This is a genomic window from Gordonia aichiensis, from assembly GCF_039946255.1.
GTDB classification, from domain to species: domain Bacteria; phylum Actinomycetota; class Actinomycetes; order Mycobacteriales; family Mycobacteriaceae; genus Gordonia; species Gordonia aichiensis_A.
Map to the genome: position 1 here is coordinate 76092 of NZ_JBCDWL010000008.1, position 11835 is coordinate 87926.

Here is an 11835-nt window from a genome sequence, read left to right on the forward strand (position 1 = left end):
CATTTGTCGGAAAGGTGTCCAGATGAAACTCGGCCTCCAACTGGGTTATTGGGGCGCGCAGCCGCCTGCTGACGTGCCCGAACTGCTCTCGGCGGCGGAGGGCGCAGGGTTTGACGCGGTGTTCACCGCCGAGTCGTGGGGGTCGGACACCTACACGCCTCTGGCCTGGTGGGGCGCGGCCACGTCGACCCTGCGGCTGGGGACCGCCGTGTCGCAGCTGTCGGCCAGGCCGCCGACCACCCTGGCGATGGCCGCGCTGACGATCGACCACCTGTCGGGCGGCCGGCACATCATCGGCCTCGGCGTGTCCGGACCGCAGGTGGTCGAAGGCTGGTACGGGCAGCCCTTCGGCAAGCCGCTGGCCCGCACCCGCGAATACGTGCAGGTGGTGCGCGACGTCCTGGCGCGGGAATCGGCCGTGGTCAACGACGGTCCGCACTATCCGCTGCCGCTGCGCGAGTCGGCGACCGGCCTCGGGAAGCCGCTCAAGCCCATCACCCATCCGCTGCGCGCCGACATCCCGATCTGGCTCGGTGCCGAGGGGCCGCGGAACGTCGCGCAGACCGCGGAGATCGCCGACGGGTGGTTGGCGATCTTCTACACGCCGCGACTGGCGGGCATGTACGACGAATGGCTCGACGAGGGATTCGCCCGCTCGGGCGCCCGGCGGTCGCGGGCCGACTTCGAGATCTCGGCGACCGTGCAGTGCGTGATCACCGACGACGTCGCCGCCGCGATCGATCGCTACCGGCCGTCGACCGCGCTGTACGTGGGCGGGATGGGGGCGGCGGGGAAGAACTTCCACGCCGACCTGTACCGCCGAATGGGCTACGGCGCCGTCGTCGACGACATCGGTCGCCTGTTCCGCGCCGGCCGCCGGGACGAGGCGCTGGCCGCGGTCCCGGACGAGATGGTGCGCGAGACGATGCTGGTCGGCACCGCCGACGAGGTCCGCGAGCAGATCAAGGTCTGGGAGGCTGCCGGCGTCACCATGCTGATGGTGACGACCAAGGACGTCGCGACGGTCCGGGCGCTGGGTGAGCTCGTGTAGCTCGCACTACCAACGCGTATGTGGCGAGGTCTGGCGCAGAAGTGGCCTTCTCGCCGAATTACGCGTTGGTAATGCGGGGCAACGGCCGCAGGTGGACCCGGCGGCGGATCAGTTCCATCAGCAGCGGCTCGATGAGACGCCACTGGTAGACGACCTGTTGAAATGTCAGGCGGACGACGTTGTAGCCGAGAGCGTGTGCGCGCAGATCGCGGAGCCGGTCGTTCTCGAACGTGTCCGGATCGGCGTGATAGGCGTAGCCGTCGACCTCGATGATGAGCGACTCGCCGACGAGCAGATCGACCCGGCCGACGCCGACGATGTTCACCTGCGGGCGGATTCGCAGATTCGGCCGGGCGATGCGCAACCGCACCATCGACTCCGTGCCGGACTCCGCTCGGCCGTCGCACCGGTCGAGGGTCTCGTGCAGTCGTCGCGACGCGGCGGTGAACAGTGTGGCGAGTTCGATCGGCGACACCAGCCTCTTATTGAGTACGGAGTCGCACACCACGACGAAGTCCTCCGACGGAAGGCATTTGGCCGCGTGCTGCAGTGAGGTGGTCAGATCGTCGACGGCGCCGGCCTCCGCGGGCTGGCGTCCCGCCCGGCGGCACCACGTCGGATGCAGTCGTGCGACGGCGTCATTTCCCCGGAGATGCGTGCGGTCGGTGGGCGGTGTCCAGACACCGAACTTCGCCAGCGCAGACGCGCAGCTCAACACCCCGCCGGCGGAGACGGCGCGGGCGGTCTCCGGATCCGCGTCGGGGGTCGCGTACCAACCGTGACGCAGCTTGAGCAGCCTGCCGTCTCGAATCGCCTTGTCGATCTCGCTTCGCGGCGCAAGCGCGCACAGCTGTCCCCACCTGAATACCCCCGTGTTCATGGAGGCAGTGTGCGCCATCGGCGCGGCTCAGTCGGTCATTCGCTGGGTTCGGCCGGAATCTGTGGATAGAGTCCGCGCACTACCAATGCGTAATCCGGCGAGAATCGGAGAGGGCTCGGTCGAGACGGCGCCACATACGCGTTGGTAATGCGAAGTCAGGGGGCGACGACGGTCCCGCCGCAGGTGCGCGCGGGGATCGACCAGAGGGCGTTGCGATTGACGGTGCTCAGCGTCAGCTTCACCTTTCCGGGGCCGAACTCGGCGGTCGGGAGGGAGAAGTTGTGCACGCCGGTGTTGGGCGGGCGAACGCGACTGTGGTCGACGAGAGTTCCGTGCCGACCGGTCTGAAGATTGTGCCAGGACAGGCGGGCGACGGAATCGTATCCGACGCCGATCCAGAGGCTGCCGTAATCGATCTGGAGATAGGTGGTGCCCGCGTAGTCGGACACGATCGCGCGCGAGGGCAGGTAGGGGAGGTCGACGATGTTCGGGCTGATGTTCGCGCAACCGTGGAGCGGAAACTCACGGGCGTCGGCGCGTGCCTGACCAGCGGTGACGGAGGTGAAGGTGGAAGCGGTGGTGGCTGCGGCGACGACCAGCGCCGCCAATCGGGTGCGGGTGCGTGAAGGCATGGATCTCTCCTCAGCGGGTGCTTCGGGTGTGTTCTGCTTCGTGCCGGGTATGTCGTTCTCGAATGTGTCGATGTTAGCCCGTTCGGCCGACAGCCGTTGGCGATCTCGGTCGCGGCGGGCGTCGCGTCGGCCGAATGGTCGATACGATTCGAGGAAATAATCCCCTTTGAGAAGGAATGTCGATGTCCTCTTCGCTACCGTTCACCGACAACTATCGGGACCTCTCCAACAGTGACGGCTACCAGTTCGAGTTCCGATGCGAGCGGTGCGGCAACGGTTACCGGTCGGCGTTTCGTCGCAGCATGCGCAAGACGGGCGGTGCGCTGCTGCGCGGGGTGAGCGGCTTCCTCGGCGGCCGCACCGCGTCGCTGGCCTACCAGGCGAGCACGGCCCTCGACCGCGGCACCAACTCGACCGAGAAGGACTCGGCGATGCGGGTGGCCGTCGAGGAGATCTCGCCGCAGTTCACCCAGTGCCGCGGTTGCGGCGACTGGGTGTGCGGGCAGATCTGCTGGAACGACGCGGTGGGGCAGTGCGCTCGCTGCAGCCCGATTCAAGCCGAGCAGCTGGCGCAGCTGCAGGCCCAGGCGCGGCAGGAGCAACTGCGCGACGCGCTGCGCAACACCTCGCTGATCGACGGCGTCGACGTGGCGCAGCAGTCGGTCACCCGCTGCCCCAGCTGTCAGGCGGCCGCGTCGGGCGGCAAGTTCTGCGGCAGCTGCGGCTCGGCGTTGGCTCCGACGCGTTCCTGCGGCGGGTGCCAGGCGTCGAATCCGCCCGGCGCGGTCTTCTGCTCGGAGTGCGGCCACGGCTTGATCTGACCCGGACGGATCCGGGTTCCGGCCGGCGACGGACGGAGCCCGGGCGCCTACTCCCCGGTGAACTCCGGCTTCTGCCGGTTGGCGAAGGCGCGCGGACCGATCTTGGCGTCCTTCGACTGGAAGACCTTGGCGCCGAGTTCGGCGTCGATCTTGAAGGCCTCCTCTTCGTGCAGACCCTCGCTGTCGCGGATGGTCTTGAGGATGGCCTGGACGGCGAGGGGGCCGTTGGCGGCGATCTGGTCGGCGATCTCGAGGGCCTTGTCGAGCGCGGTGCCATCGGGCACCACGTAGCCGACCAGGCCGTACTCCTTGGCCTCGTCGGCGGTGATGTGGCGGCCGGTCAGGAGGATGTCGGCGGCGATCGTGTACGGAATCTGCCGGACGAGGCGGACGGCGCTGCCGCCGAGCGGGAACAGGCCCCACTTGGCTTCGGAGACGCCGAACTTCGCGCTCTGGGCGGCGACGCGGATGTCGGTGCCCTGCAGGATCTCGGTGCCGCCGGCGATCGCTGGGCCCTCGACGGCCGCGATCAGCGGCTTCGACAGTCGCCGTCCCTTCAGCAACGCGGGGAGCCTGGTCAGGTCCCAGCCGCCCTTGGCGAACTTGTCGCCGGGCGCCGACTGATTCATCGCCTTGAGATCGGCGCCGGCGCAGAAGTAGCCGCCCGCGCCGGTCAGGATCGCCACGCGGATGTCGGGGTCGGCGTCCACCTGATCCCAGGCCTGCTCCATGATCCGCATCATCGGCCCCGAGAGCGCGTTGCGTGCCTGCGGACGGTTCATCGTCACGATCAGCACGTGGCCGCGCTTCTCGACGAGACATTCCGGGGCGTCGATGGTCGCTTCTGTGCCCTCTGCGGTCATCTTTCCTCCTGGTGTCGCGGAAATCCTTGCCGCGAACAGTAACACGTTCTAGTTTTGACGCATGGCCTTCACTGTTGCAGACCTGTTCGAGCATGCGGTCGATCTGATGCCCGACCGCGTCGCCCTGGAATCGGGAGACCGTTCGCGGACCTACGCCGAGCTCGACGCCCGCGCCAACGCGCTGGCGCACCGGCTCCGCGAACTGGGTGTGCAGCCCGGGGATGCGGTGGGCCTGTACAGCAGAAACACCATCGAATCGGTGGAGGCGATGCTGGCCATCTTCAAAGCCCGCGCCGTGATGGTGAACGTCAACTACCGGTACGTCGAGAGCGAATTGGAGCACATCTTCGTCGACTCGCAGATGAAGGTGCTGATCCACGAACGGCAGTACACGCCGCTGGTGTGCAACGTGTTATCGAAATCGACCACCGACATCACACACCGGATCGTCGCCGACGACGGCTCGCAGGTGCCGATCGAGTGCGGAGACGACGACGCGGTGAGCGGATTCGAGCAGGCGATCGCCGCAGGCTCGCCCGAGCGCGACTTCGAAGAACGCTCCAGCGACGACCTCTACATGCTCTACACCGGCGGCACCACCGGAAAGCCGAAGGGCGTGGTGTGGCGGCAGGAGGACATCTGGCGGGTGCTCGGCGGCGGCATCGACTGGTACACCGGCCGACCGATCGAAGACGAATGGGAGCACGCGCGGGCCGGCGCCGAAGGCGGCCAGCTGGTCCGCTTCGCGATCCCGCCCTTCATCCACGGCGGCAGCCAGTGGGCGGTGTTCCAGTCGCTGTTCGCCGGCGGGAAGGCCGTCGTCTACCCCGACTTCGATCCGGTCGCCGTGTGGGAGGCCGTGGAGCGACACGGCGTGCACGTCGTCTTCATCACCGGCGACGCGATGGCCCGGCCGATGATCGAGGCGCTCGAAGCCGGCGACTACGACACCTCGACGGTGGTCTCGGTGGCCTCATCGGCCGCGCTGTTCTCGGCCGCGGTCAAGGAACGCTACCTGGAGGCCTTCCCGAACGCGGTCATCGTCGACGCCATCGGTTCGTCGGAGACCGGCTTCGGCGGGATGGGCGTGGCCGCCAAGGGGGCCAGCCGGGTCGGCGCGCCGACGGTCAAGGCCGATCCGAACACCCATGTGCTGGCCGACGACGGCCGACTGCTCGAGCCGGGCAGCGGCGAGGTCGGCCGGCTGGCGCGGTCGGGCCACATTCCGCTCCGCTACCACAAAGACCCGGCGAAGTCGGCCGAGACCTTCGTCGTCTACGACGGGGTGCGCTACTCGATGCCCGGCGACTTCGCGACCCTGGAGGCCGACGGCACCATCACCATGCTGGGGCGCGGATCGATGTCGATCAACACCGGCGGCGAGAAGGTGTTCCCGGAAGAGGTGGAGGCGGCGCTGAAGTCGCACGCCGACGTCTTCGACACCGTGGTCGTCGGGGTGGCCGACGACCGCTTCGGTCAGCGAGTGGCGGCGATCGTGCAGGTCCGCGACGGTCGGCGTCCGACGTTGGACTCGCTGGGCGAGGCGGTCCGCGCCGATCTCGCCGGCTATAAGTGTCCGCGCAGCGTGTGGTTCGTCGACGAGATCAAGCGCTCGCCCGCGGGCAAGCCCGACTACCGGTGGGCGCGCGAGGTGACCGACTCCCGCGAACCCGACCACGCGCGTTAGCGCCTCCGGCCCCGGAATCTGCAAGACCCGTCAACCAAGGACACCGATGAAAACTCCATTGTGCGAACGCTTCGGGATCGAGTACCCGATCTTCGGCTTCACCCCCAGCCAGGACGTCGCCGCGGCCATCAGCCGCGCCGGCGGTCTCGGCGTGCTGGGCTGCGTCCGATTCAACGAGCCCGACGAACTCGACGCCGTCCTGGAATGGATGCACGAGAACACCGACGGCAAGCCCTTCGGCGTCGACGTGGTGATGCCCGCCAAGATCCCCACCGAGGGGTCCAAGACCGACCTCGACTCCATGATCCCGCCCGAGCACCGCGCCTTCGTCGAGCGAGTCCTCGACGACCTCGGCGTCCCGCCGCTGCCCGACAACGGCGGCCGCGTCAACACCGGCGTGCTCGGATGGCTGCATTCGGTGGCGCGCTCGCACGTCGACATCGCGATGGAGCACACCCGTAAGTACGGCCAGATCAAGCTGATCGCCAATGCGCTCGGTTCGCCGCCCGCGGACGTCATCGACCTGGCGCATGAGAACGGTGTCGCCGTCGCGGCGCTGGCCGGCGCCAAGGAGCACGCCCTGCACCACGTCGACGCCGGCGTCGACATCGTCATCGCCCAGGGCTACGAGGGCGGCGGCCACACCGGCGAGGTCACCTCGATGATCCTGTGGCCCGAACTGGTCGACGCAGTCGGCGACCACCCCGTCCTGGCCGCCGGCGGCGTCGGCAGCGGACGGCAGATCGCCGCCGCCATCGCGCTCGGCGCGCAGGGCGTGTGGATGGGCACCTACTGGCTCACCGCCGCCGAATACAACCTGGGGGCGCACGAGCCGGGCGAACCGACGACCGTGCAGCAGGCCCTGCTGGCCGCGACCTCGCGCGACACCGTGCGCCGCCGCATCTACTCGGGCAAGCCCGCGCGGCTGCTCAAGACCGCGTGGACCGACGCCTGGGACGCTCCGGGCGCCCCGGAGCCGCTGCCGATGCCGCTGCAGAACCTGCTGGTCGGGGAGGCGCACGCCCGGATCTCGGCGTCCGACGACCCCAAGGTCGTCGCGATGCCCGCCGGCCAGATCGTCGGCCGGTGCAATGCGATCACGCCCGTGCAGGAACTGATCGACGATCTGGTGGCCGAGTACCGGGACGCCGTCGCGCGGATGAACGCCACGCTCGACTGACTCAGGCGAGACCGTACCTGCGGCGGAAGCGCTCCACCCGCCCCTCGGCGTCGACGAGACGCTGCGTGCCCGTCCAGAACGGATGCGAATCGCTGGTCACGTCGACGGTGATCAAGGGGTAGGTGTTGCCGTCCGACCAGTCGACGGTCACCTCGGATGTGGCCGTCGAACGGGTCAGGAACGAGGTTCCGGTGGTGGCGTCGCGGAAGACGATGGGGCGGTACTCGGGGTGGATTCCAGACTTCATCGGTCGTCTCCTTCGCGGTGGTCGGTGGTGGTCTGCTCGGCGGCGCCCTGGGCGACGGCCGACGAGCGGTCGCTCAGTTCGAGGTCGTCGCACGGATCGTGGTGTTCGGTGCCGAAGGGCGACGGCAGTGCGGCCAGGTACTCGGGGCCACCGGCGAGGTCGGCGTCGGTGACCAGGGCGCCGTCGAGGGCGCTGCGGATCTCGTCGGGCACGGCCCGGTGGCACAGGACGGCGAGGCTGGAGTGTCGGTCGCCGTAGGTCTCGTCCCAGATCATCGAGGCGACCGCGCGGTGGTCGTCGTCGGCCTCGGCCTCGGGATCGGTGGCCAGCCAGCTGCCCACCCGGAGAATGCCCAGGGCGCCGCCCGCGGAATCGAGCCAGAGGATGTCGTCGGGATTGGCCGCGACCCACAGCCGGCCGTGTGCGGTGACCACGCCGTCGAGCAGTGCGTCGAGCGCATCGTGCAGGCGGCCGGGATGGAAGGGGCGCGTCGCCTCGTAGACGAACAGTTCGACGCCGCAGTCGGCCGTCAGGTCGGGTCGGCCGGCCAGCAGGGGATCGAACGGGCGGCGCGGCCGGCCGTGCGGCGAGTGGGTGGTCCCCGAAGACAGGGCGCCGGCCATCAGCGCGCTGTCGAGCGACTGCTGACTGTTGAGGGTCCGCATCCCCGCACCCGGCGCGAGGCGGATGAGGACCGCGTGCAACCGGGCGAGATCCCAGGCGCTGTCGACGGCGTCGGCGCGTTCGACGATCAGGGTGTCGGCGAAGCGCACCTGGCCGACCGCCACCTGCGCGAGCGTGCGTTCGTCCTCGCCCACTCCCAGTCCCTCCTCGGCGAGGGTGACGTCGCCGGTGGCGTCGGCCAGCCAGCGTGCTGCGTCGACGCCGCACACCGTGTGCAGCAGGGCCACGTCGTCGCCGGCCGGCGCGGGTGTTAGCCCGGGGACCTCGACGACGGTGCTCTTGATCTCGAGCGCCACGTGTTCGGGTTCGACCACCGGGTCCAGGACGACGACGATCCGCGCCACGGTCTCCCGGTGCAGGGTCCGCAGCAGCGGCAGCAGGTCCAGGCGGAGGGTGCACGACACGCATCCGTGCTCCAGCTCGACGTCGTCGAGGCTGTAGTGGTCGGTGCCGTCGGCGTCCATCCGGTGAATGGAGCGGACCACGCGGCCGTGCTCGACGTCGCGCAGATCGTGGCTCACCACCACGGTTCCCGGGGTGGTGAGGGTGTGCGCGATCCGCGCGGAGAGGGCGCGGTCGAGTCCGGTGACCAGGGTCAGCGGCGTGCGATCGGGCAGGTCTGGGGGCATCACGACTCATTCCTTATTCGTAATGGTTTTCATTAATCCTTGAGTTCACTGTAGCGTTGCCGACGGAATTATTGCGAATCGTTGCCAGTAAGGAGTTCGGATGTCGGCCAGATGCCAAGTGACGGGCAAGGTACCCGGGTACGGAAAACAGGTGTCTCACTCGCATCGGCGCACGTCGCGCCAGTGGCGTCCCAATCTGTTCCGCAAGACCTACTGGGTGCCCTCCCTGGGGCGCCGCGTGACGCTGCGGGTCAGCGCGACCGGGATCAAGATGATCGATCGGGACGGGATCGACGCGGTCGTCGCGCGGATGATCAAGCAGGGGGAGCGGGTCTGATGGCCAAGAGCACCGATCTGCGGCCGGTGGTGAAGCTGCGGTCCACCGCAGGCACCGGATACACGTACGTGACCCGCAAGAACCGCCGCAACGACCCCGACCGGCTCGTGCTGCGCAAGTACGACCCGATCGTGCGCAGGCACGTGGAGTTCAAGGAGGACCGCTGATGGCGAAGAAGTCGAAGATCGCGCGCAACCGACAACGGATGGCGGTGGTGGAGAAGTACGCGGCGCGGCGCGCCGAACTCAAGGCGATCATCGCCGACCCGACCTCGACCCGCGAGGTCCGCACCGCCGCGCAGGCGGAACTGTCGCGGCAGCCGCGCGACGCCAGCGCAACCCGGCTCCGCAATCGAGACGCAGTGGACGGTCGCCCGCGCGGATACCTGCGGAAGGTCGGACTGTCGCGCGTCCGGTTCCGGGAGATGGCTCATCGCGGCGAACTGCCCGGAATCACGAAGGCGAGCTGGTGATGGCGAAGCGAGAGAAGCGTTCGGGCGCCGCCCGGAAGGCGGGCCGCCGCAAGGCCGACCCGAACCTGACGTTCGACTACAAGGACACCGAGGTCCTGCGCCGCTACCTCACCGACCGGGGGCGGATCCGCAAACGCGAGGTCACCGGACTGTCCGTGCAGCAGCAGCGCAGACTCGCGCTCGCAGTGCGCAATGCACGGGAGATGGCCCTGCTGTCGTACTCGGGGTGACGGCGCGGGGATCTCGATGCGCTCGCTCGATCAGCCTGGGGCTGGGCGGTTTCGGGATCTCGATGCGCGGCCGTCGCTTCGCTCCGGTCGCTTACTCGATCAGCCTGGGGTCGGGCGTTCCTAGGGTGGTCGAGTAAGCGGAGGAGCGGAGCGGGGGAGCGCATCGAGGCCGGGGTGCGTGGAGTGCTGTCGTGAGCAGGAGTCTGACGGGGTGTCTCCGGCAATGTGCCGGCGGTGGTCGGTGGGGGTGCTGGTTGCGGGGGTGGGGATCTCGATACGCTCGCTCACTTCGTTCGCGGGCTACTCGATCAGCCTGGGGCCGGCCTTCACTGCGTTCGCGGGCTACTCGATCCGCCTGGGGCCGGCCTTCACTTCGCTTCGGTCGCTTACGCGATCAGCCGGGGGTTAGCCTTCACTTCGCTCGGGTCGCTTACGCGATCAGCCTGGGGCTGGGTCTTCGCTTCGTTCGCGGGCTACTCGATCAGCCGGAGGGCTAGGCGTTTTCGGGGGTCGTTAAGGACTGTCCGCGTGTTTCTAGGGTGGTCGAGTAAGCGGAGGAGCGGAGCGGGGGAGCGCATCGAGACCCGGAGCCGTTACAGCTGCCAGGTCGGCTCGCCCAGGGACGCGGCGAGGGCGGCTCGCGCAGTCTTGAAGGTGGCGGTCTCCGGCTGGGAGTCGGTGAGCCAGACGGTCGTCGGCCACTGCTTCGGGCCCAGATCGGGCTGGGCGGCGAGGAAATCGACCAACGACTCCTTCGTCAGCCCCGGCGCGACCAGCACCGCGCCGACCGTGTCGCCGATCTCGGCGGGGATCCCGAGCACCGTCGCGTCGGAGACGAGCCGGTGACGCAACAGGATCTTCTCGATCGGCCTGGTCCCGAGGTTCTCGCCGTCCACGCGCAGCCAGTCGCCCAGGCGGCCGGCGAAGTGAACGTAGCCTGCGTCGTCGACCCAGCCGAGATCGCCGGTGCGGTACATCCCGCCGCGCATCCGTTCGGCGGTCGCGGCCTCGTCCCCGTAGTAGCCGTCGAACAGTCCGGGCCCCGAGGCGTTGACGATCTCGCCGATCTCGCCGACGGCGACCGGCTCCAGAGTCGCGGGGTTCACCACGGCGTTCGGCGCGGTGAGCGGTCCGAGAGCATCGTCGGGGGTGTCCGCGGTCCGGGTGATCGACACGCCGGCCTCGGTGGACCCGAAACCGTCGACGACGCGCGCGCCGAAGCGACGGAAGAACTCCGCGCGATCGGCGGCCCCGGCCTCGTTGCCGTAAACCAGTCGCAGCGACACCTCGCCGTCGTCGGGCCGTTCCGGCGTCGCGAGCACATAGTGCAGCGGCTTGCCGACGTAGTTGGCGTAGGTGACGCCGTAGCGGCGGATGTCGTCGCAGAAGCCCGACGCCGAGAACTTGCGCCGTAACACCATCGAGGCCCCCGCCGCCGCGGACACCGACCAACCGGCGATCAGCGAGTTGGAATGGAACATCGGCATCGACAGGTAGGAGACGTCGTCGCGGCCGAGGCCGAAACGCTCGGCCAACATGACGCCGGGCGCGGCGAACTTCCGCTGGCTGCACCGGACGGCCTTCGGGTCGCCGGTGGTGCCCGAGGTGAAGATCAACATCAGCAGATCGTCGGGGCCGACAGTCGGCGCGACGAAGTCGTCCGGCGACACCGACGCCAGCAGCTCCGACCATTCGGTGCCGTCGACGTTGATCGTCGGCACGGAAATCGAGCCTTCGGGAATCAGCCCGGCAGTTTCATCCGAAACGACGACAAGCCGGCAGTCGGCGCGGGCGATGTCGGCAGCCAGCGCCGGCCCCCGCCGAGTGCTGTTGAGCCCGACGATCACGAACCCGCCGAGAGCGGCAGCCCCGAACAGATAGCTGAACTCGGGAACGTTCGGGAGCAGCACCCCGACATGACGCGGCGCGACGCCGTCGAGCTTCGCGCCGATCGCGGCCGCCCGCCGCCGGCTCGCGGCGAGATGATCGCGCCACGAGACGAACTCGTCCTCGAAGAACAGTCCGCGATCGGTCACGTCCGCCAGCGGTGCCAGGAGTTCGGGCAGGCAGCGCGGATCGGTGACCGACGACGGGGCGGGGGCGGCCGGAGCATTCAGCATGT

The 11835-nt window shown here is 68.9% G+C and carries 14 protein-coding genes; 8 read left to right on the forward strand and 6 right to left on the reverse strand.

The window, feature by feature from the left end:
* Window positions 1–22: 22 nt before the first annotated feature.
* Entirely contained in the window at window positions 23–1051 is a 1029-nt protein-coding gene (locus AAFO60_RS11405) for an LLM class F420-dependent oxidoreductase (RefSeq protein ID WP_347956318.1), read from the forward strand.
* A gap of 58 nt (window positions 1052–1109) precedes the next feature.
* On the opposite strand, the gene AAFO60_RS11410 is transcribed toward AAFO60_RS11405, so the two are convergent.
* Window positions 1110–1931, reverse strand: a complete 822-nt coding sequence (locus AAFO60_RS11410) for an endonuclease domain-containing protein (RefSeq protein ID WP_347956319.1) — start codon at window positions 1929–1931, stop codon at window positions 1110–1112.
* Window positions 1932–2086: 155 nt separating this feature from the next.
* Complete coding sequence (locus AAFO60_RS11415) at window positions 2087–2563, reverse strand: hypothetical protein (protein ID WP_347956320.1); 477 nt, start codon at window positions 2561–2563, stop codon at window positions 2087–2089.
* 182 nt (window positions 2564–2745) lie between these two features.
* Between AAFO60_RS11415 and AAFO60_RS11420 the strand changes: the two genes are divergently transcribed.
* The gene (locus AAFO60_RS11420; protein WP_347956321.1) at window positions 2746–3384 is read left to right on the forward strand and encodes a zinc ribbon domain-containing protein; all 639 of its coding nucleotides are present in this window, start codon (window positions 2746–2748) and stop codon (window positions 3382–3384) included.
* A gap of 47 nt (window positions 3385–3431) precedes the next feature.
* Here the strand turns inward: AAFO60_RS11420 and AAFO60_RS11425 are convergent, their stop codons facing one another.
* On the reverse strand, window positions 3432–4247 hold the full coding sequence (locus AAFO60_RS11425) for a crotonase/enoyl-CoA hydratase family protein (protein ID WP_347956322.1): 816 nt from the start codon (window positions 4245–4247) through the stop codon (window positions 3432–3434).
* A 61-nt stretch (window positions 4248–4308) separates the two neighbouring features.
* On the opposite strand from AAFO60_RS11425, the gene AAFO60_RS11430 reads away from it, so the two are divergent.
* Window positions 4309–5934 carry an acyl-CoA synthetase gene (locus AAFO60_RS11430; protein WP_347956323.1) on the forward strand — a complete coding sequence of 542 codons (1626 nt, stop codon included), beginning with the start codon at window positions 4309–4311 and terminating at the stop codon, window positions 5932–5934.
* Window positions 5935–5980: 46 nt separating this feature from the next.
* Window positions 5981–7114 (forward strand): NAD(P)H-dependent flavin oxidoreductase, encoded by a 1134-nt coding sequence (locus AAFO60_RS11435; protein ID WP_347956324.1) that lies wholly within the window; start codon window positions 5981–5983, stop codon window positions 7112–7114.
* A 1-nt stretch (window position 7115) separates the two neighbouring features.
* On the opposite strand, the gene AAFO60_RS11440 is transcribed toward AAFO60_RS11435, so the two are convergent.
* Both AAFO60_RS11440 and mrf read right to left on the reverse strand, forming a co-directional pair.
* The gene (locus AAFO60_RS11440) at window positions 7116–7361 is read right to left on the reverse strand and encodes a type B 50S ribosomal protein L31 (RefSeq protein WP_347956325.1); all 246 of its coding nucleotides are present in this window, start codon (window positions 7359–7361) and stop codon (window positions 7116–7118) included.
* Window positions 7358–8674, reverse strand: a complete 1317-nt coding sequence (gene mrf / locus AAFO60_RS11445) for a ribosome hibernation factor-recruiting GTPase MRF (RefSeq protein WP_347956442.1) — start codon at window positions 8672–8674, stop codon at window positions 7358–7360. Before mrf ends, AAFO60_RS11440 begins: the two co-directional genes overlap by 4 nt.
* A gap of 100 nt (window positions 8675–8774) precedes the next feature.
* Here mrf and rpmB point away from each other — a divergent pair, with 100 nt between their 5' ends.
* The 4 genes from rpmB to rpsR are packed head-to-tail and all read left to right on the forward strand — an operon-like array spanning window position 8775 to window position 9713.
* A complete protein-coding gene (gene rpmB, locus AAFO60_RS11450) occupies window positions 8775–9011 on the forward strand; it encodes a 50S ribosomal protein L28 (RefSeq protein ID WP_347956326.1) in 237 nt (78 codons plus the stop codon).
* Window positions 9008–9178: a 50S ribosomal protein L33 gene (rpmG, locus tag AAFO60_RS11455; RefSeq protein WP_347956443.1), complete on the forward strand. Its 171-nt coding sequence runs from the start codon at window positions 9008–9010 to the stop codon at window positions 9176–9178. Before rpmB ends, rpmG begins: the two co-directional genes overlap by 4 nt.
* Window positions 9178–9483: a 30S ribosomal protein S14 gene (rpsN, locus tag AAFO60_RS11460; RefSeq protein ID WP_347956327.1), complete on the forward strand. Its 306-nt coding sequence runs from the start codon at window positions 9178–9180 to the stop codon at window positions 9481–9483. Before rpmG ends, rpsN begins: the two co-directional genes overlap by 1 nt.
* Window positions 9483–9713, forward strand: coding sequence for a 30S ribosomal protein S18 (gene rpsR / locus AAFO60_RS11465; protein ID WP_347956328.1), 231 nt, complete (start codon window positions 9483–9485; stop codon window positions 9711–9713). Before rpsN ends, rpsR begins: the two co-directional genes overlap by 1 nt.
* A gap of 593 nt (window positions 9714–10306) precedes the next feature.
* Here rpsR and AAFO60_RS11470 read toward each other — a convergent pair.
* Window positions 10307–11833 (reverse strand): AMP-binding protein, encoded by a 1527-nt coding sequence (locus AAFO60_RS11470; RefSeq protein ID WP_347956329.1) that lies wholly within the window; start codon window positions 11831–11833, stop codon window positions 10307–10309.
* Window positions 11834–11835 lie beyond the last annotated feature (2 nt).

Coding starts and splice junctions, on each gene's coding strand:
- AAFO60_RS11405 (WP_347956318.1), top strand. CDS start 23: ATGAAACTCGGCCTCCAACTGGGTTATTGGGGCGCGCAGCCGCCTGCT.
- AAFO60_RS11410 (WP_347956319.1), bottom strand. CDS start 1,931: ATGAACACGGGGGTATTCAGGTGGGGACAGCTGTGCGCGCTTGCGCCG.
- AAFO60_RS11415 (WP_347956320.1), bottom strand. CDS start 2,563: ATGCCTTCACGCACCCGCACCCGATTGGCGGCGCTGGTCGTCGCCGCA.
- AAFO60_RS11420 (WP_347956321.1), top strand. CDS start 2,746: ATGTCCTCTTCGCTACCGTTCACCGACAACTATCGGGACCTCTCCAAC.
- AAFO60_RS11425 (WP_347956322.1), bottom strand. CDS start 4,247: ATGACCGCAGAGGGCACAGAAGCGACCATCGACGCCCCGGAATGTCTC.
- AAFO60_RS11430 (WP_347956323.1), top strand. CDS start 4,309: ATGGCCTTCACTGTTGCAGACCTGTTCGAGCATGCGGTCGATCTGATG.
- AAFO60_RS11435 (WP_347956324.1), top strand. CDS start 5,981: ATGAAAACTCCATTGTGCGAACGCTTCGGGATCGAGTACCCGATCTTC.
- AAFO60_RS11440 (WP_347956325.1), bottom strand. CDS start 7,361: ATGAAGTCTGGAATCCACCCCGAGTACCGCCCCATCGTCTTCCGCGAC.
- mrf (WP_347956442.1), bottom strand. CDS start 8,674: ATGCCCCCAGACCTGCCCGATCGCACGCCGCTGACCCTGGTCACCGGA.
- rpmB (WP_347956326.1), top strand. CDS start 8,775: ATGTCGGCCAGATGCCAAGTGACGGGCAAGGTACCCGGGTACGGAAAA.
- rpsN (WP_347956327.1), top strand. CDS start 9,178: ATGGCGAAGAAGTCGAAGATCGCGCGCAACCGACAACGGATGGCGGTG.
- rpsR (WP_347956328.1), top strand. CDS start 9,483: ATGGCGAAGCGAGAGAAGCGTTCGGGCGCCGCCCGGAAGGCGGGCCGC.
- AAFO60_RS11470 (WP_347956329.1), bottom strand. CDS start 11,833: ATGCTGAATGCTCCGGCCGCCCCCGCCCCGTCGTCGGTCACCGATCCG.